Here is an 18,146-nt window from a genome sequence, read left to right as displayed (position 1 = left end):
CGACCTGCGGCTGGATCAAGGGAGATCGCGCCATGGCGGAGACGGACACGGAGACGGACACGACGACGGACACGGGGACGGCCGGGCAGTGGCTGCCCAAGGGATTCCGTGGCGCCGAACAGGGCTGGCCCGAGCTGCACCGCATCCCGCATCCGCCGCGCCGGCTCCCCCTGCTCGGCGACGTGCTCGGTGTCGACCGGCGCACCCCCGTGCAGGACTCGCTGCGCTTCGCCCGCCAACTCGGCCCCGTCTTCCGGCGCAAGGCGTTCGGCAAGGAGTTCGTGTTCGTGTGGGGCGCCCGCATCGCGGCCGACATCGCGGACGAATCCCGGTTCGCCAAGCACGTGGGCCTCGGCATCGCCAACCTGCGCCCGGTCGCCGGGGACGGGCTGTTCACGGCGTACAACCACGAACCCAACTGGCAGCTGGCGCACGACGTCCTGGCCCCCGCCTTCGGCCGCGAGGCCATGGAGGGCTACCACCCCATGATGCTCGCCGTGGCCGAGCGGCTGACCGACCACTGGGACCGGGAGCAGGCTGCCGGACGTGCCGTGGACGTGCCCGGCGACATGACCAAGCTGACCCTGGAGACCATCGCCCGCACGGGGTTCGGCCACGACTTCGGATCGTTCGAGCGCGACCGGCTCCACCCCTTCGTCACCGCGATGGTGGGCACGCTCACCTACGCCCAGCGGCTGAACAGCGTGCCCTCGCCGCTCGCCCCCTTCCTGCTGCGCGCGGCCTCGCGTCGCAACACCGCCGACATCGCCCTCCTCAACCGCACCGTCGACGACCTGGTACAGGCCCGGCGCCGGTCCGGCGGCGGGGACGGGGACCTGCTCGGCCGGATGCTCGACACCGCGCATCCGGAGACCGGGGAACGGCTGTCACCGGAGAACGTCCGGCACCAGGTGATCACCTTCCTGGTGGCCGGGCACGAGACCACGTCCGGTGCGCTGTCCTTCGCGCTGCACTACCTCTCCCGGCACCCGGACGTCGCCGCGCGGGCCCGCGCCGAGGTGGACCGCGTCTGGGGCGACTCCCCGGCGCCCGGATACGACCAGGTCGCGAAGTTGCGTTACGTGCGCCGGGTCCTCGACGAGTCGCTGCGGCTGTGGCCGACCGCGCCCGCCTACGCCCGCGAGGCCCGGCAGGACACGGTGCTGGCCGGGGAACATCCGATGCGGCGGGGCGCGTGGGCGCTGGTGCTGACGCCGATGCTGCACCGCGATCCCGAGGTGTGGGGCGCGGATGCCGAGGAGTTCGATCCGGACCGGTTCGACGCGAAGGCCGTACGGGGGCGGGCGCCGCACACCTTCAAGCCGTTCGGGACCGGAGCGCGGGCCTGCATCGGCCGCCAGTTCGCGCTGCACGAGGCGACGCTCGTCCTCGGCCTGCTGCTGCGGCGCTACGACCTCCGGTCCGACCCGGACTACCGGCTGCGGGTGACGGAGCGGCTGACGCTGATGCCGGAGGGGCTGCGACTGCACCTGGAGCGGCGCCCCGCCCCCGCGCCGGCCGCGCCGGTGACCGTCCCCGAGGGCCCGGTGTCAGCGCCGCGCTGCCCAGTGCACGGGATGGGTGACTGACTCCGGCAGCCGGGTCCCGGCACTCCCCCGGGCCGCGTTGAGCTGCGGCTGGGTCAGGAAGAACGCGCCGGTCAGATCGGCGTCCGTGAGGTCGGCGTCGCGCAGGTCGGCGCCGATCATGTCCGCGCCGCGCAGATCGGCGTCGCGCAGATCGGCGGCGATGAGGTAGGCGCCGCGGAGGCTGACGCCGCGCAGGTCGGCCCCCTTGAGGCGGGCGCCCATCAGGTCGGCACCCCGGCGGTCCTTCTTCTTCCCGTTCTTCCCGCGAGTGCCCTCCCGTGCCAGCTCACTGGTGCGCAGCAGAAGCGTGTTGACCTCCTGCCGGTGCGCGGCCACGTCGAGCGCGGCCAGTTCCGCGGGGGTCTGCCGGGTGAGCCGCTCGGTCTTCTCCAAGGCCGTGCGCAGGCCGGCATGGACGGGGCGGGCCGCGGAAAGGCCCAGCGCCTCCGTGAGGTACCAGAGCAGTTCGTGCAGCTGCCGTACGACGGGGAACGCGTCGAACATCTGCCGGGCGTGCTCCTTGGAGCCGGTGCGCCAGTCCTGCCCGCCGAAGGTGACCTGGGAGACCTTCTGGCCGGCGCCGAAGCAGTCGTAGACCGTGCAGCCGGTGAAGCCCCGCTGTCTCAGATCGGCGTGGATGCCGCAGCGGTGGTCGTCCCCGAGGTTCCGGCAGGGCTTTCCGGCGGGCTTGTCGACCGCGAAGTCCGCCGAGGCGGCGAAGGGCAGGGCGACACAGCACAGCCCGAAGCACTGTGCGCAGTCGCCGCGCAGTTCGGTCGCGGATGACGGCCGGCCGGCTATGTGATCAGGCATGACGCCCAGCCTACTGACCTGCGCGGCCGTTCTTGTCCCGGCCTGCGAAGGCCCGACGGGTGACGGGCGCGACGGCACGCCGCGCCCGCCCCACCTCAACCGCCGGGTCGGCGCCATGCTCAAGAACGCCGGAGCCACCATCGACGGCGTGACCGCCCCGGTGTATCCACCGCTGCTCGCCAGTGCCGCCCGCTGCTCACCCCGGCCCGACTCCCCCGCAGGGAACGGAAACTCACCGATGAGTTTCCGGCCCTGTGGAGGTCTTCTCATACAACGGAAAACATTTTCGGCTACCAAAGAAGAAGCAGCCGGCAGAGTCAGGAGCCAGACGAACCCAGGAGACGGACCATGTGCAGCCACCAGCCACCGTGCCCCAGCGCCGACCTCCCCGACCACCACAGGGCCGTCATCGTTTCGGCCCACCCCGAACAGGGGTGGAGCCTGCTGTGCAACGGCACCATCGTCTTCGACGACACCGGTGAACTCCTCCCCGACGGACGGGCTGTGGGCCCGCACCGTGCCCCGGGACCGCTGGCCGTGGCCGTGGCCGTGGCCGTGGCCGTGGCCGTGGCCGCCTGAGTCTCAGTCCTGCAGTGCGGGCAGATCCAGCCGCGCGAGGCGCTCGGGGTCGGCCAGGAAGTACATTCCGGTGATCTGCCCGTCGGCGATCGTGACGGCGGTGACCGACAGGGGACGGCCCTCGGGCGCGGTGACGAATCCCACCGAGCCGTTGACCAGGGCGAGCCTGGCGAATCCCGCGAACTGCGAGAACGTGGCCGCCTGTTCGGCCACGGCCTTCGCGCCGTGCACCACCTTGGACGCGGCCGCTCCCCGTACCAGGGCACCCGCGTCGGCGCGCAGCACCACGTCCGGGTGGAGCAGGGCGACGAGCGCCTCGAAGTCGCCGCCGCGGGAGGCGGCGAGGAAGGCGTCGAGCACCTTGCGCTGGCGCCCGAGGTCGGGATCGGCCGACGGGGTGGCGCCCTGGACCCTGCGGCGGGCCCGGCTGGCCAGTTGCCGGGTCGCGGCCGGGGTGCGTTCCACGATCGGCGCGATGTCGTCGAACGGCACCGCGAACATGTCGTGCAGGACGAACGCCAGCCGCTCGGCGGGCTCCAGCGTCTCCAGGACCACCAGGAGGGCCACACCGACCGAGTCGGCGTGGAGCACCTCCTGCTCGGGGTCGATCTGGGACAGAGGCCGGATCACCGGGTCCGGGACGAACGTGTCGTCCATCGGCTCCTCACGCCGGGCGGTGCGCGAGCGCAGCATGTCGAGGCAGACCCGGCCGACGACGGTGGTCAGCCAGCCGCCGAGGTTCCTGATCTCGTCCGTTTCGGTGCGGCCGAGCCGCAGCCAGGCCTCCTGGACCGCGTCCTCCGCCTCCGCGAGCGAGCCGAGCATCCGGTAGGCCACCGCGCGCAGATGCCCGCGGTGTTCCTCGAAGCGCTCGGCGAGGGCTTCCGTGCCGTGTAAGTCGTTCATGGTGTCCCCGTTCGGTCTGCGAGTGGCTGGATCATCGGCCGGACCATGCGAAGGCGACCGCAGCAGAGCACCCGTACTCGAGGTCGTCCGGGTGCGCCACCACGGCGAGAGCGCGCCGTCACGAGAGCGCGCCGTCAGTCGTCGGTCATGGGCCGAAGCCGAAGCTGAAGCTGACTGATCTTCGGCTCGGTCCTGGGCGCAGACTATGCCGCCCCGCCACCGTCGCAACTCCTTTTACGCGTCCGGCGTCAGGCCTCGTCGCGGGTGAGCGCGAGCAGCCGGTCCAGGACGCGGGGCGCGCCGGCCCGCAGTCCGTCGTGCTCGAACTCGTCGGTCACCCAGGTGCGCAGACCGCGGATCGCACGGGCGGTCCGCAGGGAGTGCGCGGTGTCGACGTACATGTCGTCGTGGTAGACGGCCGCGGCGACCGGGACCTCGTTGGCGGCGAGGCGGGCCGGGTCGTACAGGGGCTGCCAGTCGGTGCGGGCGGCGAGCAGCTCGGCCGTCTCGCGCAGGGGGCGCAGGGCCGGGTCGGTCTCGAACATCCAGGGGTGGATGGTCTCGCCGGTGAACAGCACCGGCGCGTCGCCCGCGAGGGCCTTGGCCGCGTCGAACTGCGGGAACTCGGCGCGGATCCGTTCGCCGGCCCAGGCCGTGGGGCGGGCGTCCTGGCCGTAGATCGGCTCGTGGAGGAGGGCGAAGAGCGGGTGGCCCGCGTGGGACAGCTGGCCCTGCACCTCCTCCTGGAAGGCGTCGGACAGCTCCGTGCCGTGCGGGGTGCGGACGAAGGCGTCCTCCAGCAGGTAGTGGAGGCGGTGGCTGCCGTCGCTCGCGCCGAGCATGAGGCCGAGGGACTGGAAGGCCTCGACCGTGAGGCGGTAGCCGTTCGGCAGGACCACGTCGTGGCTCAGGAGGTGGTCGGCGATCCGGCGGGCGCGCTCGACGTCCTGCGGGTAGCGGGCGTAGTGCGCGGTGACCTTGCGCTCGATGCGCGGATAGGCGGCGCGGTAGACGTCGTCGGCGTGGGCGTCCAGGGAGGGCAGGCCGCCGGCGATCACGACGGTCTTCAGTCCCTCCGGGGCCAGGGAAAGGTAGCTGACCGCGCAGTAGCCGCCGAAGCTCTGGCCGAGGACGGTCCAGGGGGCGCCGTCCGTCAGCCGGGCACGGACGGTCTCGCAGTCGCGGACGATCGAGTCGGCGCGGAACCGGGCAAGGTAGTCGGCCTGCTCGGCGGGGCCGCCGCGCAGCGGGAGCGTCTGCCGGTTGGCGGGTGTGGAGCGGCCGGTGCCGCGTTGGTCGAGGAGCAGGACGCGGTACTCCTTCAGGGCCCGGTCGAGCCAGGCCTGCCTGCCGATGAAACGGTTCGCCCCATAGCCGGGGCCGCCCTGGAGGTAGACCAGCCACGGCAGGTCCGCGTGCGCCCTGTCGCCGGCGACGACCTCACGGGCGTACAGCTCGATCGTCTCGCCCGACGGGTCGGCATGGTCCAGGGGCACGGTGAAGTGGCGGTCGGTGAGTACGACGCCGGGCTGGCGGTAGCTGAGGCTCAACAGGTCTCCCGGGACGGACGGATGGTCGCGACCCAGTTCAGCACATGTCCGCCCGCCGTCCGACCCCCTGGATCATGGATTCTTACTGAACACGCGATCAGCGGGCGGCGAGGCTGGAGCGGCGCACCACGAGCTCCGGCTGGAGCACCACCCGCCGGTGTTCGTGCGCCCCCGGCCCGTTCTGTTCCTCCGTCTCCTCCAGGAGGAGCTCCGCGGCCAGGGCGCCCATGGTGACGGCGGGCTGCCGCACCGAGGTGAGGGGGACGGCGGCTGCGGCCGCGAACTCGATGTCGTCGTAGCCGACTATCGCGAGGTCGTCGGGGACGACGACCCCGGCCGCGTACATGGCCTGCAGAACGCCGAGGGCGAGCAGGTCGTTGGCGCAGAAGACGGCGGTCGGACGGTCGGCGAGGCCGAGCAGCCGGGCGCCGGCGTCCCGGCCGGCGGCCACGTCGAGGCGTTCGGTGGGCAGCTCGCGCAGCGCGTCGGGTCCCAGGCCCGCCTCCGCGAGGGCGTGGAGCGCGCCGGTGCGGCGGTCGCGGACCTGGTTCAGTCCGGGCGGACCGCTGACGTACGCGATGGAGTGGTGCCCGGCGTCCACGAGGTGGCGGACGGCAAGGGCGCCGCCCGCCACGTCGTCGACGGAGACCGAGCACTCGGAGGTGCCCTCGGCGACCCGGTCGACCAGCACGAACGGGATGCCGTGCCGGCGGAACGACTCGATGTTCCGCCCGGTGGCGTCGGCCGGGGTGAGCAGCACGCCGCGCACCCGCTGCTCGGCGAAGAGCGACAGGTACTCGGCCTCCTCGCCCGCGTTCTGCGCGCTGTTGCACACCATCACACCGAGCCCGGCCCCCCGCGCCGCCCGCTCGGCCCCGCGTGCCACGTCGACGAAGAACGGGTTGCCCATGTCGAGGACGAGCAGGCCCATGATCCGGCTGCGGCCCGCGCGCAGCTGGCGCGCGGACTCGCTGCGGACGTAGCCGAGCCGGTCGATCGCGGACAGCACCCGCGCCCGGGTCTCGCTCGCGACGCTGTCCGGGCGGTTGATGACGTTCGAGACCGTGCCCACCGACACTCCGGCGGCGCGGGCGACGTCCTTGATACCCACGGACTGGGCCATCGGCGGGAGACCTCCAGGTGAGCGGGGGGCAGCGGGGAGGCCTTCACATTACCCTCAGCACTGCCCAGAACAGACGGTCAGGCAGGGAGTGCGAAATCCACGACATAGAGCGCCGAGGGGGTCGTGCCGCTCGACTTCTCCTGGTACATGAACGACAGCACACCGTCCGCCTTCACCCGCGTCTCGTCGATCACGACCTCCCCGAACGCGTTCAGGTCGCCGCCGTCGTACAGCAGCGCCCAGTCCGTGTACCCGGATGACTTCGAGGCACCGGCGATCCGGCCGTAGGGGAAGATCGCGTAGGCGTTGTCGTACGTGTCGAGGACCAGCTTGGTGCGCTGGCTGGAGTTCAGCGCGACGGGGATCTCGGTCTTCTGCCAGTTGCCGGAGGAGTTCTTGCGCAGGTGGAAGGCGCGGCCGTTCGCCGTGCGGTCGCTGACGTAGTCCGTGGTGCACTGGCCGAAGCGGCCGGGGACATAGCTGATGATCGCGTGGGGCAGGCCGGTGGAGTCGGTGGCCTGGCTCTCCTGGTTCATCAGGGAGTGGTCGGGGTTGAGCGAGTCGACGACCAGGCCGCTGTCGGTCACGGCCACCGTGTCGGAGGTTCCCGTGGTGCCGACGAGCGTGCCGGCGTCGTTGCGCCAGGTGCGGCCGCGGTCGGTGGAGTAGACATAGCCGGTGTCGTGGTTGGTGATGCCGCCGCTGTTGCACATCACGGCGGCGTTCTGCTCGCGCCAGGTGAAGAAGGCGTGCAGCCGGCCGGCCGCGTCGTAGTCGATGCCGTGCAGGTACATGTTGCGGGCCGTGCTGGAGCCGTGCGAGCTGGTGTAGGTGCCGGTGGAGCTGGTCCACTCCCCCAGCGCGGTCCAGGCCGAGCCGTCGTACTCGGCGAGGGCGTTGCGGCCGTTGCCGGAGATGCCGGCGCGGTAGCTGAGCTGGAGCCTGCCCTCGGGGGTCGCGACGAACTGGGGGTAGGTGAACTGCGAGGTGAGGGCGAGCCCGTCGAGGGTCGTCTGTACGGCGCCGAAGACGGACGAGGTCCAGGACGTGGACGCGGGGTTGTCGAGGAGTCCGGCGACCGACTTGACGTAGAAGAAGCCGTCGCTGTGCGAGTCCATGTTGAGGTGGAGGCGGCCGTCGGTCCTGGAGACGCCCATGGAGATGACGTTGTGGGAGTCGTCGCTCTTGAGGGTGTGGGAGAGCGTCACGGTCGACCAGGTGGAGGCGCCCAGGACCCGGCGGGCGACGACCGCGTTGCGGGTCGAGGTGTACCAGGCGGCGTACTGGTAGCCCTGGTAGGTCAGCAGGCCGTTCTTCTGGAAGGAGTTGTTGTTGACCAGACCGTCGTAGGAGACGAAGTAGACGGCCTGGGCGTCGAGTTGGGTGGTGCCCTGCTTGGTTACGGACGGGCCGGGGTCGGCCGCGTTCGCGGTGCCGGGGGCCGCCACGGCGGCCAGGAGTGCGGTCGTCAGAACTGTGCGTCTTCTCATCGGCGGGACTCCAGGGATCAGGCCAGGTGGAACACTTCGGTGAGCGGTTTCATGGCCTCGTCGGGCCGGGCGCCGGCCGGCGACTCGAAGAACGGCGCCATCTCCGCCTGCCAGCGGGCGTTGACGTCGGTGGCCTCCATGCCGGCCAGGGCGGCCGCGAAGTCCTCGGTCTCCAGGTAACCGACGAGCAGTCCGTCCTCGCGCAGGAAGAGCGAGTAGTTGTGCCAGCCGGCGGCCGAGAGCGCATCGAGCATCTCCGGCCAGACGGCGGCGTGCCGCTCGCGGTACTCGCCGAGGCGGTCCGCCCGGACTTTCAGCAGGAAGCACACGCGTTGCATCAACGCCCCTTGGATCGTCAGAAGTTGAACTGGTCGATGTTCTTGCTGTCGAAGACCGTCGGCTTGCCGAGGTTGATCACGCCGTCCTTGCCGATGGTGTACGAGGTGTCGCCGGCCTTGAAGGTCTCGCCCTCCTTGCCGGTGATCTGCCCGGACACCAGGGCGACCGCGGTGCGGGCGGCGAGGTCGCCGAGCTTGGCCGGGTCCCACAGCTCGAAGGCGTCGACGGTGCCGTTCTTGACGTACTTGCGCATGTCGTTGGGGGTGCCGAGGCCGGTCAGCTTGACCTTGCCCTTGTACTTGGAGCCGGACAGGTACTGCGCGGCCGCCTTGATGCCGACCGTGGTCGGAGAGATGATCCCCTTGAGGTCCGGGTGCTCCTGGAGGAGGCCCTGGGTCTGCTGGAAGGACAGCTGGGCCTCGTCGTTGCCGTAGGCGATCTTGACCAGCTTGACGTTCTTGTACTTGGGATCCTTCAACTCGTCCTTCATGTAGCCGATCCAGGTGTTCTGGTTCGTCGCGGTCTGCGCGGCGGACAGGATCGCTATCTCGCCCTTGTAGCCGATCTGTTCGGCGAGCAGCTGCACCTCGGTCCGGCCCAGGTCCTCCGCACTGGCCTGCGAGACGAAGGCGTTGCGGCACCCGGGGTTGGTGTCGGAGTCATAGGTGACGACCTTGATGCCGTTCTTCATGGCCTGCTTGAGCGCGGTGCACAGGGCGCCCGGGTCCTGCGCGGAGACGGCCATCACGTCCACCTGCTGCTGGGTGAGCGTGTTGACGTAGTTCACCTGGCCGGCGGTGTCGGTGGCGCTGGTCGTGCCGACCTCTTTGTACTTCGAGCCCAGTGAGGTCAGGGCCTGCTCGCCGCCCTTGTCGGCGGAGGTGAAGTACGGGTTGTTCACCTGCTTGGGCAGGAAGCCGACGGTGAGGCCCTTCTTGAGGGCGGCGCCGGGGTCCGCCTTGCCGGCCGAGGCGGCCGAGCCGGTGCTCTCGTTCTTGACGTCGTTCTTGGTGGTGCCGCCGCAGGCGGTGGCGGCGAGGACGAGGGAGGAGACGGCGGCGAGGGCCGCGCAGGCACGGCGGATCGATGACTTGCGCATGACGGAGGTCCTTTACGAGGGTGAGCGGGGTTACGAGATCGGGGTCGAGGCGGCTCTACGGCCCGACCTCGCCACGGAGATCTGGCGAACGACCCGGGGACCGAGCACGGAGACGACGAGGAGGACGCCGGTGACGACGATCTGCGACTGGGCGGAGACGTTCAGCAGGCTCATCACGTTCTGCAGCGCACCGAGCAGGAAGACTCCCGCGATCGCGCCGCCGAGCGTGCCCTTGCCTCCGTCGAAGTCGATGCCGCCGAGCAGCACGGCCGCGACGACGGAGAGTTCGAGTCCGGTGGCGTTGTCGTAACGGGCGCTGGCGTAGTGCAGCGCCCAGAAGACGCCGGTGAGGGAGGCCATGAGGCCGGTGGCGGTGAACAGGATCAGCTTGCTGCGCTTGACGCGGATGCCCGCGAACCGGGCGGCCTCCTCGCTCGCGCCGACCGCGAACAGCGACCGGCCGAACGGGGTGGCGTGCAGGACGACCACGGCGATCGCCAGCAGCGCCAGGAAGGGCGGGAAGGCCTGCGGGACGAAGGTGTTCCCGATGCGTCCGGCCGCGAAGTCCAGGTACCGCGCGGGGAAGTCGGTGACCGCGTCGGAGCCGAGCACGATCTGTGCGATGCCCCGGTAGGCGGCCAGGGTGCCGATGGTGACGGCGAGGGACGGCAGCCCGAGCCGGGTCACGAGCAGGCCGTTGACCAGCCCGCAGACCGCGCCCAGCAGCAGGCACAGCGGAATGATCGTCTCGATGGCCATGCCCTCGTTCCAGAGCTTGCCCAGCACGGCGCCGGACAGGCCGGCGGTGGAGGCGACCGACAGGTCGATCTCGCCGGCGACGACCAGGAGGGTCATCGGCAGGGCGATCAGGGCGATGGGGAGCGTGTTGCCGATCAGGAAGGACAGGTTGAGGGCGTTGCCGAAGCCGTCTGCGAAGGAGAACGACAGCAGCAGGAGGACCAGGAGGAGCGCGCCGACGACCGTGTCCCAGCGGATCGCGCGCGTCAAGGAGTCAGGCATGGCGGGCGTTCCTCTTCTTCAGGGCCACGGCCACGCGGAGCGCGACGATCCGGTCGACCGCGATGGCGAGCAGGAGCAGGAGGCCGTTGATGGCGAGCACCCAGACGGAGCTGACGCCGAGGGCGGGCAGCACGCTGTTGACGGAGGTGAGGAGCAGGGCGCCGAGGGCCGCGCCGTACACGCTGCCGGAGCCGCCGGTGAAGGCGATGCCGCCGACCACGACCGCGCTGACCACGGTGAGTTCGTAGCCGGCGCCGGTACCGGAGTCGACGTTGCCGAACCGGGCGAGGTACATGACTCCCGCGAGCCCGGCCAGCCCTCCGCAGAAGGTGTACGCGGTGAGGATCCGCCCCCGCACGGGAATGCCGGCGAGCCGGGCGGCCTCGGGGTTGGAGCCCAGGGCGTACAACTCCCGTCCGCTGCCGAAGTGTTTGAGGTAGTACGCCGTCGCCGTCAGCACCGCCAGGGCGATGAGGGCGAGCCAGGGGATCGCCGAGAGCCCGCCGGAGCCGAAGTCGACGAACCCGCCCGGCAGGTCGGCCGCGGTGATCTGCCGGGGGCCCACCCAGATGGAGTCGATGCCGCGGATGATGTACAGCGTGCCGAGCGTGACGACGAGCGCCGGCACCTGGCCGAGGCTGACCAGCAGACCGTTGAGGAGGCCGAATCCGACGCCGAGCAGCATCGCGAGGACGACGGCGACGACCGCGTTTCCACCGCCGTGCAGATATGTGCCGGCGGCGAATGCGCTGATGCCGAGTGTCGAGCCCACCGACAGGTCGACATTGCGGGTGATGACGACCAGGGACTGGCCGGTGGCGACCAGCACCAGGATGGTCGCGTTGAGCAGCAGGTCCTTGATGCCCTGCTCGGACAGGAACGCGCTGTTGCCCGCCTGGGTGACGGCGATCATCACCAGGAAGACGACCAGGATGGCGAGTTCGCGCATCCTGAAGACGCGGTCCACGAGCCGCGTGCCGCTCGACCTGGGCACCTCGGCGACCGGGGTCTCGTTCGGGGTGGTCACCGTCATGCGGCCCTCCCCGGAGTGCTGGTGGTCATGCGGCGGTCCTCCCGGTGGCTGCGGCCATCACGGTTTCCTCGGTGGCTTCGGAGCGCGGGATCTCGGCTGTGATCCGGCCCTCGTGCATCACCAGCACGCGGTCGGCCATGCCGAGGATCTCGGGCAGGTCGGAGGAGATCATCAGGACGGCCACCCCGTCGGCGGCCAGCTCGCCGAGCAGCCGGTGCACCTCGGCCTTGGTCCCGACGTCGATGCCGCGTGTCGGCTCGTCGACGATCAGCACCCTGGGGCCGGTGGCCAGCCACTTGGCGAGGACGACCTTCTGCTGGTTGCCGCCGGAGAGCGTGGAGACCGCGTCGGCGATCCGGGCGTACTTCACCCGCAGTTTCACCGCCCAGTCGAGGGAGCGGCTGCGCTCGGCGCCCCGGTCCATCAGCCCGGCCTTCGCGGTCGTGCGCAGTCCGGTCAGCCCGATGTTCCGCTCGATGGACATGTCCATCACCAGGCCCTGGGCGCGCCGGTCCTCGGGGACGAGGGCGAGTCCGGCGGCCATCGCGGTGGAGGGCGCGCCGTTGGTCAGCTTCCTGCCCTGGACCTCGACCTCTCCCGCGTCCCACCGGTCGACGCCGAACACGGTGCGGGCGACCTCCGTGCGCCCGGCGCCGACCAGCCCGGCGAGACCGACGATCTCGCCCTGCCGGACCTCGAAGGAGACGTCGGTGAAGACACCCTCCCGGGTCAGCCGCCGTACGCTCAGGGCGACTTCGCCGGGGACGACGTGCTGCTTCGGGTAGAGCTCGTCGAGGTCTCGGCCGACCATACGGCGGACCAGGTCGTCCTCGGTCATGCCGGTCAGCGGCTCACTGGCGATCCGGGCGCCGTCCCGGAGCGTGGTGACCCGCCGACAGATCTGGAAGATCTCCTCCAGCCGGTGCGAGATGAACAGCACCGCGGCGCCCTGCTCGCGCAGGGTGCGGACGACGCCGAAGAGACGGGCCACCTCGCTGCCGGTCAGGGCCGCCGTCGGCTCGTCCATGATCAGGACCCGGGCGTCGAAGGAGAGCGCCTTGGCGATCTCGACGATCTGCTGGTCGGCGATGGACAGGCCGCGGGCGGGGCGGTCGGGGTCGAGTTCGACGCCGAGCCGCTTCATCAGGGCGGCGGTCGCCGCGTGGGTGGCCTTGTGGTCGATGCGGCCGAGGGTGCGGCGGGGCCGGCGGCCCATGAAGATGTTCTCGGCGATCGAGAGGTCGGGGAAGAGCGTGGGTTCCTGGTAGATCACGGCGATTCCGGCGGCGCGGGCGTCGCCGGGGCCGTGGAAGACGACGGGCTCGCCGTCGAGCAGCACCTGTCCGGCATCCGGTCGGTGCACCCCTGCCAGGGTCTTGATCAGGGTCGACTTGCCCGCGCCGTTCTCCCCGGCGAGGGCGTGCGCCTCGCCGGGGAACAGCTCCAGGGAGACGTCCCGCAGGGCGCGTACGGCGCCGAAGGACTTGGAGACGTCCCTCAGCGCCAGCACCGGGGCCGGTCCCGTGTCGGACGGGTGGGTCATGGGGGCTCCTCGACGACGCCTGCGGGTCGGCCCCCACCGCGTCGTGAAAGGTTTCAACTGGATTGCCGGGACGTTAGGCGTGGCAGCCATGTCACGTCAATGGGTCCGTGTCGAAAAAATTTCGATAGTAGAAGGCCGCGGCCGAGTTGCGGAAAACGCGGTCGGCCGCAGAGCTTGACACCCCTTCGGCGGGCTCATAGCTTGCCGTTCTGAATCGTTTCACACATTCAGTCGTTCCGGCCGACACCACAGGAGCCCTGAAGTGACCGACCTCGCCGCGGTGAAGGCCGCGCTGAAGAACCAGGCCATTGAGACGCCGTCGTGGGCGTACGGGAACTCGGGGACCCGTTTCAAGGTGTTCGCCCAACGAGGCGTTCCACGCAGTCCGCAGGAGAAACTGGAGGACGCGGCGCAGGTGCATGCGTTCACCGGTGTCGCGCCGACCGTCGCCCTGCACATTCCGTGGGACAAAGTGGAGGACTACGCGGCTCTGGCGAAGTTCGCCGAGGAGCGTGGGCTGAAGCTCGGCACCATAAACTCCAACACCTTCCAGGACGACGACTACAGGCTCGGCAGCATCTGCCATCCGGATGCCGTGGTGCGGCGCAAGGCCGTCGGTCATCTGCTGGAGTGCGTCGACATCATGGACGCGACCGGGTCGAAGGACCTGAAGCTGTGGTTCGCGGACGGTACGAACTATCCCGGGCAGGACGACGTACGGGCGCGGCAGGACCGGCTGGCCGAGGGACTGACCGAGGTGTACGAGCGGCTCGGCGAGGGGCAGCGGATGCTGCTGGAGTACAAGCTCTTCGAGCCCGCCTTCTACACGACCGACGTCCCGGACTGGGGTACGGCGTACGCCCATTGCCTGAAGCTCGGAGCCAAGGCGCAGGTCGTGGTGGACACGGGGCACCACGCGCCGGGGACCAACATCGAGTTCATCGTCGCCACGCTCCTGCGAGAGGGGAAGCTCGGGGGGTTCGACTTCAACTCGCGGTTCTATGCGGACGACGACCTGATGGTGGGGGCCGCGGATCCGTTCCAGCTGTTCCGGATCATGTACGAGGTCGTGCGTGGCGGCGGGTTCGGGCCCGATGTCGCCTTCATGCTGGATCAGTGCCACAACATCGAGGCGAAGATTCCGGCGATCATCCGTTCCGTGATGAACGTGCAGGAGGCCACCGCCAAGGCCTTGCTGGTCGACAGGCCGGCGTTGGCCGAGGCGCAGGCCTCCGGCGACGTGCTCGGGGCGAACGCGGTGCTGATGGACGCGTACGACACGGATGTGCGGCCGTTGCTTGCGGAGGTCCGGCAGGAGATGGGGCTGGCCCCCGACCCCGTTTCCGCGTATGCCCGGTCCGGGTGGGCTCAGAGGATCGTTGCTGAGCGGGTTGGAGGGGAGCAGGCCGGTTGGGGCGCGTAGGCGTCTGCCGGGATCCGTCGTTTGCGGGCTGCGGGTCCGTTGTGGCTGGTCTCGCCCACGGGGCGGAGCCGCATATCGGTACCGCCCCGCGCCCCTTTGGGGCGTTGCACTCACCCTCTTTCGAGTAAGGACCGAAGGTTCATGGCACCCCACCCCGAAGCCGCCGCCCTCATCTCCCGTTCCCACCGACTCGGCGCCGATCCCCGTAACACCAACTACGCCGGCGGCAACGCGTCCGCGAAGGGCACCGGCACGGACCCCGTGACCGGCGGCGATGTAGAGCTGATGTGGGTGAAGGGGTCGGGCGGGGATCTCGGGACGCTCACCGAGGCCGGGCTCGCCGTGCTGCGGCTCGACCGGCTGCGGGCGCTCACGGACGTCTACCCGGGCGTGGAGCGCGAGGACGAGATGGTCGGCGCGTTCGACTACTGCCTGCACGGGAAGGGCGGGGCGGCTCCCTCCATCGACACCGCGATGCACGCACTGGTGGACGCCCCGCACGTGGACCATCTGCACCCCGACTCCGGGATCGCGCTCGCGTGTGCCGCCGACGGGGAGAAGCTGACCGCCGAGTGCTTCGGCGACACCGTGGTGTGGGTGCCGTGGCGGCGGCCCGGGTTCCAGCTCGGGCTGGACATCGCGGCCGTCAAGGAGGCCAACCCGCAGGCGATCGGCTGCATCCTCGGCGGACACGGCATCACCGCCTGGGGCGACAGCTCCGAGGAGTGCGAGCGGAACTCGCTGCACATCATCCGTACCGCCGAGGCCTTCCTCGCCGGGCGCGGCAAGGCGGAGCCGTTCGGGCCCGTGATCGAGGGGTACGAGGCGCTGCCGGAGGGCGAGCGGCGGGAGCGGGCGGCCGCGCTCGCGCCGTACGTCCGTGCCGTCGCCTCCCAGGACCGGGCGCAGGTCGGGCACTTCACCGACTCCGACGCCGTCCTCGACTTCCTGGCCCGGAGCGAGCACCCGCGGCTCGCCGCGCTCGGGACGTCCTGCCCCGACCACTTCCTGCGGACGAAGGTACGGCCCCTCGTCCTCGACCTGCCGCCGACCGCGCCGCTGGAGGAGGCGAGCGTCCGTCTCAAGGAGCTGCACGCCGCCTACCGCGAGGAGTACGCCGCCTACTACAAGTGCCATGCCCTGCCCGACTCCCCCGCGATGCGCGGTGCCGACCCGGCGATCGTGCTGGTCCCCGGCGTGGGCATGTTCAGCTTCGGCAAGGACAAGCAGACGGCGCGTGTGGCCGGCGAGTTCTACGTCAACGCGATCAACGTGATGCGCGGCGCCGAGGCCGTGTCGACGTACGCGCCGATCGAGGAGGCGGAGAAGTTCCGGATCGAGTACTGGGCCCTTGAGGAGGCCAAGCTCCGGCGGATGCCGAAGCCGAAGCCGCTGGCGGCGCGGGTCGCGCTGGTGACGGGTGCGGGCAGCGGGATCGGGAAGGCGATCGCCCACCGGCTGGTGGCCGAGGGGGCCTGTGTCGTCGTCGCCGACGTGAACGCGGAGAGCGCCGGCACTGTGGCCGAGGAGCTCGGCGGTCCCGACAGGGCCGTCGCCGTGACCGTGGACGTGACGCACGAGGAGCGGATCGCGGACGCCTTCAGGGCCGCGGTGCTCGCCTTCGGCGGGGTCGACCTCGTGGTCAACAACGCGGGGATCTCCGTCTCCAAGCCCCTGCTGGAGACCTCGGCGAAGGACTGGGACCTCCAGCACGACATCATGGCCCGCGGCTCCTTCCTCGTGTCGCGGGAAGCCGCGCGGGTGATGATCCCGCAGGGTCTGGGCGGCGACATCGTCTACATCGCCTCGAAGAACGCCGTCTTCGCCGGACCCAACAACATCGCGTACTCCGCCACCAAGGCCGACCAGGCCCACCAGGTGCGGCTGCTGGCCGCCGAACTGGGCGAGCACGGCATCCGCGTCAACGGCGTCAACCCGGACGGGGTCGTGCGCGGCTCCGGGATCTTCGCGGGCGGCTGGGGCGCGCAGCGGGCGGCCGTGTACGGGGTCGAGGAGGAGAAACTGGGCGAGTTCTACGCGCAGCGGACCATCCTCAAGCGGGAGGTCTTGCCGGAGCATGTCGCGAACGCCGTGTTCGCGCTGACCGGCGGAGACCTGACGCACACCACGGGACTGCACGTCCCGGTCGACGCGGGCGTGGCGGCCGCGTTCCTGCGGTGAGCGCCGCCGTGAAGTCGTACGCCGCGGTCGACCTGGGCGCCTCCAGCGGGCGCGTCATGGTCGGCCGTGTCGGCCCCGACAGCCTGGAGCTGGCCGAGGCACACCGCTTCCCCAACCGGCCTGTCCGGATGCCGGAGGGGCTGCGCTGGGACATCCTCGCGCTGTACGCCGGGGTGCTGGAGGGGCTGCGGGCGGCCGGCCAGGTGGACTCCGTCGGCATCGACAGCTGGGGCGTGGACTACGGGCTGCTCGACGCCGACGGCGCCCTGCTCGGCAATCCCGTGCACTACCGGGACGCCCGCACCGAGGGCGTCGCCGAGAAGGTGTGGGCGACCGTGCCCGCCGCCGAGCTGTACGCGGCGACCGGGCTGCAGTACGCACCGATCAACACCCTGTACCAGCTGACGGCGGCCCGCGGGACCCGGCAACTCGCCCACGCCGAGCGCCTGTTGCTCATCCCCGACCTGATCGCCTACTGGCTGACGGGCGAGCAGGGCACGGAACTCACCAACGCCTCCACCACCCAGCTCGTCGACCCCCGCACGCGCGCGTGGTCGTACGACGTCGCGGCCCGCCTGGGCATCGACCTGAGCCTGTTCGCGCCGCTGCGGCAGCCGGGCGACCCTGCCGGTGTGGTGCGGGCGGCGGTGCTGGAGGAGGCCGGGCTCGAAGGTCCCGTGCCGGTGACGGCGGTCGGCTCGCACGACACCGCGTCGGCGGTGGCCGCGGTCCCGGCCGTCGGCGAGCGCTTCGCCTACATCAGCACCGGCACCTGGTCCCTGGCGGGCCTGGAGCTGGACGCGCCCGTGCTCACCGAGGAGAGCCGCGTCGCCAACTTCACCAACGAGCTGGGGCTGGACGGCACGGTCCGCTATCTGCGCAACATCATGGGGCTGTGGCTGCTGCAGGAGTGCGTACGGGCCTGGGGCGACCCCGGTCTCGGCGGGCTGCTGCGCGAGGCGGCCGAGGTGCCCGCGCTGCGGTCGGTCGTGGACGCGGGGGACTCGGCGTTCCTGGCGCCGGGCCGGATGCCGGAGCGGATCGCCGAGGCCTGCCGGGCGACGGGGCAGCCCGTTCCGCGCACCCCGGCCGAGGTCACGCGGTGCATCGTCGACTCCCTCGCCCTGGCCCATCGCCGGGCGGTCGAGGACGCCCAGCGGCTGGCCGGCCATCCGGTCGACGTCGTGCACGTGGTCGGCGGCGGCACCCGCAACGCGCTGCTGTGCCAGCTCACCGCCGACGCCTGTGGCCTGCCGGTGGTGGCGGGGCCGACGGAGGCCGCGGCCCTGGGCAACGTCCTGGTCCAGGCACGCACTCACGGCCTCGTGGGCGACCGTGCCGACATGCGCCGACTGCTGGCCCGTACCCAGCCGCTGACCCGCTACGAGCCGGACGGCCGGGCGGCGCGCTGGCGGGAGGCCGAGGCCCGGCTCGCCACGCCGTGAGCCGGGGTCTCCC

15 protein-coding genes are annotated in these 18,146 nt (G+C 71.1%); 5 read left to right on the top strand and 10 right to left on the bottom strand.

Features of this window, described 5'->3' with window-relative positions:
- Positions 1–32 precede the first annotated feature (32 nt).
- A complete protein-coding gene (locus tag ACIPSA_RS19460) occupies positions 33–1,589 on the top strand; it encodes a cytochrome P450 (RefSeq protein WP_402636226.1) in 1,557 nt (518 codons plus the stop codon).
- Here the strand turns inward: ACIPSA_RS19460 and ACIPSA_RS19455 are convergent.
- Entirely contained in the window at positions 1,551–2,402 is an 852-nt protein-coding gene (locus tag ACIPSA_RS19455) for a pentapeptide repeat-containing protein (protein ID WP_402636224.1), read from the bottom strand. The genes ACIPSA_RS19460 and ACIPSA_RS19455 overlap by 39 nt on opposite strands.
- Positions 2,403–2,750: 348 nt before the next feature.
- Here ACIPSA_RS19455 and ACIPSA_RS19450 point away from each other — a divergent pair, with 348 nt between their 5' ends.
- The gene (locus tag ACIPSA_RS19450; RefSeq protein WP_402636222.1) at positions 2,751–2,981 is read left to right on the top strand and encodes a DUF5999 family protein; all 231 of its coding nucleotides are present in this window, start codon (positions 2,751–2,753) and stop codon (positions 2,979–2,981) included.
- A 3-nt stretch (positions 2,982–2,984) separates the two neighbouring features.
- On the opposite strand, the gene sigJ is transcribed toward ACIPSA_RS19450, so the two are convergent.
- From sigJ to ACIPSA_RS19405, 9 genes are all read right to left on the bottom strand, one after another.
- A complete protein-coding gene (gene sigJ / locus ACIPSA_RS19445; RefSeq protein WP_402636219.1) occupies positions 2,985–3,887 on the bottom strand; it encodes an RNA polymerase sigma factor SigJ in 903 nt (300 codons plus the stop codon).
- Between the two features lie 248 nt (positions 3,888–4,135).
- Positions 4,136–5,437 carry an alpha/beta fold hydrolase gene (locus tag ACIPSA_RS19440; protein WP_402636217.1) on the bottom strand — a complete coding sequence of 434 codons (1,302 nt, stop codon included), beginning with the start codon at positions 5,435–5,437 and terminating at the stop codon, positions 4,136–4,138.
- A gap of 97 nt (positions 5,438–5,534) precedes the next feature.
- A complete protein-coding gene (locus tag ACIPSA_RS19435; RefSeq protein WP_402636214.1) occupies positions 5,535–6,560 on the bottom strand; it encodes a LacI family DNA-binding transcriptional regulator in 1,026 nt (341 codons plus the stop codon).
- Between the two features lie 77 nt (positions 6,561–6,637).
- Positions 6,638–8,050 carry a BNR repeat-containing protein gene (locus ACIPSA_RS19430; RefSeq protein ID WP_402636211.1) on the bottom strand — a complete coding sequence of 471 codons (1,413 nt, stop codon included), beginning with the start codon at positions 8,048–8,050 and terminating at the stop codon, positions 6,638–6,640.
- A 17-nt stretch (positions 8,051–8,067) separates the two neighbouring features.
- Positions 8,068–8,388 carry an L-rhamnose mutarotase gene (locus ACIPSA_RS19425; protein ID WP_402636208.1) on the bottom strand — a complete coding sequence of 107 codons (321 nt, stop codon included), beginning with the start codon at positions 8,386–8,388 and terminating at the stop codon, positions 8,068–8,070.
- A 17-nt stretch (positions 8,389–8,405) separates the two neighbouring features.
- The gene (gene rhaS, locus ACIPSA_RS19420; RefSeq protein ID WP_402636206.1) at positions 8,406–9,488 is read right to left on the bottom strand and encodes a rhamnose ABC transporter substrate-binding protein; all 1,083 of its coding nucleotides are present in this window, start codon (positions 9,486–9,488) and stop codon (positions 8,406–8,408) included.
- Positions 9,489–9,518: 30 nt separating this feature from the next.
- A complete protein-coding gene (locus ACIPSA_RS19415) occupies positions 9,519–10,508 on the bottom strand; it encodes an ABC transporter permease (protein ID WP_402636203.1) in 990 nt (329 codons plus the stop codon).
- Positions 10,501–11,541 carry an ABC transporter permease gene (locus ACIPSA_RS19410; protein WP_402636201.1) on the bottom strand — a complete coding sequence of 347 codons (1,041 nt, stop codon included), beginning with the start codon at positions 11,539–11,541 and terminating at the stop codon, positions 10,501–10,503. The genes ACIPSA_RS19415 and ACIPSA_RS19410 overlap by 8 nt, the downstream gene beginning before the upstream one ends.
- A 25-nt stretch (positions 11,542–11,566) precedes the next feature.
- Positions 11,567–13,084, bottom strand: a complete 1,518-nt coding sequence (locus ACIPSA_RS19405) for a sugar ABC transporter ATP-binding protein (protein WP_402636198.1) — start codon at positions 13,082–13,084, stop codon at positions 11,567–11,569.
- A 262-nt stretch (positions 13,085–13,346) separates the two neighbouring features.
- Between ACIPSA_RS19405 and rhaI the strand changes: the two genes are divergently transcribed.
- From rhaI to ACIPSA_RS19390, 3 genes are all read left to right on the top strand, one after another.
- A complete protein-coding gene (rhaI, locus tag ACIPSA_RS19400; RefSeq protein ID WP_402636195.1) occupies positions 13,347–14,507 on the top strand; it encodes an L-rhamnose isomerase in 1,161 nt (386 codons plus the stop codon).
- A gap of 141 nt (positions 14,508–14,648) precedes the next feature.
- Positions 14,649–16,688 carry a bifunctional aldolase/short-chain dehydrogenase gene (locus ACIPSA_RS19395; RefSeq protein ID WP_402636192.1) on the top strand — a complete coding sequence of 680 codons (2,040 nt, stop codon included), beginning with the start codon at positions 14,649–14,651 and terminating at the stop codon, positions 16,686–16,688.
- Positions 16,685–18,133, top strand: coding sequence for a rhamnulokinase family protein (locus tag ACIPSA_RS19390; RefSeq protein ID WP_402636190.1), 1,449 nt, complete (start codon positions 16,685–16,687; stop codon positions 18,131–18,133). The genes ACIPSA_RS19395 and ACIPSA_RS19390 overlap by 4 nt, the downstream gene beginning before the upstream one ends.
- Positions 18,134–18,146: the final 13 nt, after the last annotated feature.

The sequence above is a fragment of the Streptomyces sp. NPDC086549 genome (assembly GCF_044746205.1).
GTDB lineage: Bacteria > Actinomycetota > Actinomycetes > Streptomycetales > Streptomycetaceae > Streptomyces.
This window is presented reverse-complemented; position numbering and strand designations above follow the sequence as displayed.